This window comes from Shewanella sp. 125m-7, assembly GCF_052977045.1.
In genome coordinates this window covers 1-1,332 of sequence record NZ_JBRILQ010000093.1, presented here as the reverse complement: position 1 = coordinate 1,332, position 1,332 = coordinate 1, and the positions used below count along the sequence as shown (strand labels likewise).

The window sequence follows — 1,332 nt, the reverse complement described above, 5'->3', positions numbered from 1 at the left end:
CTGACGAATCCCCACAAAAAGATAAACAGAAATAATGAGATAGGCAAAAATATGAGGAACATTCATGGCATTTGGTGATCAAATTTATCGCCAAACAAAAATTACCACGAGTAAATGCCATGAATGCAAAGCAAGTTTTATCAAAATGCCTTTCTCTTGTCACCCCATTAATGCACAAAACTCGACGACAGAGTTTGTTTTCTGCAATCGAAAGCTCTATGAATGGCGGTTCCCTATCAATCACTGGACTTGGTCGCGGAGTTGATAGTAATGCCTTGGAAAAACATAAGATTAAACGTGTAGACAGGCTTTGTAGTAACGCCAATTTACATCGTGATATCGAGTTCATTTATACCCGTATGGCTTACCTGTTAGTCGGGACAATGAAGCAGCCAATTATTCATATCGATTGGTCAGATCTTGATGACCGAAAGCAACACTTTCTCATCCGAGCATCCCTTGCAGCCCAGGGGCGGTCTTTAACACTCTACGAAGAGATACATCCACTTAATAAGAAAGAGAAGCCAAAAACGCACCTATTATTTATGACAAAATTAAAGGCTATGCTGCACAATGATTGCAAGCCTATCATCGTAACTGATGCTGGTTTTCGCATCCCTTGGTTTAAGCAAATCTTGTCACTTAATTGGGATTACGTGGGGCGTTTTAGAAATAGAACTCACTGCAGAAAAAGCGCGGTTCATCATTGGTATCCTGTCAAAAAACTTTACGCTCAAGCAAGCTCTATAGCCAAAAATATCGGCGTATACTTTTTAGGTGAACAGACTTCTTTCTGCTCTCGTTTAGTTATCTTCAAACGCGAGCCTAAAGGACGAAAAGATAGAACTGCAACAGGTGATAAAGCCAGGCGAAGTAAGCGGTCTCGTGCAAATGCAGAGCGAGAAAAAGAGCCTTGGTTACTAGCTACATCACTTTGTAACTCAAGTGCTACGGCTAAAAGAGTCGTTAAGATTTATGCGACAAGGATGCAGATAGAAGAAAGCTTTAGAGATGTTAAAACAGGGCTAAAAATGAATGATAGTGGTACTCGGAACTCGAGCAGGCTAAGTGTATTGTTACTCATTGCCTGCCTATCTCAATTTGTGCTTTATCTGTTAGGTTTAGCCGTCAAAGCTGCAGGTAAACACAGGCAATATCAAGCGAACTCAATAAAGCACCGCAACGTGCTCTCAAACCAGTTTATAGGCTTGAGAGCATACAAAGACAGGAAGTTGAGGCTGCTGAAGTCGCATTGGCGAACGGCCATTAAGACACTGCAAGGCTTAGTTCAGGATCCACAAGCATGCTATTAAATTCGTGGGGATCCCTCAG

General features: G+C 41.7%; 1 protein-coding gene. It reads left to right on the top strand.

Going from position 1 to position 1,332, the window contains the following annotated elements; all coding sequences use genetic code 11:
• The first annotated feature begins 119 nt into the window (after nucleotides 1–119).
• Nucleotides 120–1,313, top strand: coding sequence for an IS4 family transposase (locus ACVBIL_RS20555; protein WP_447168789.1), 1,194 nt, complete (start codon nucleotides 120–122; stop codon nucleotides 1,311–1,313).
• The last annotated feature ends 19 nt before the right edge of the window (nucleotides 1,314–1,332 follow it).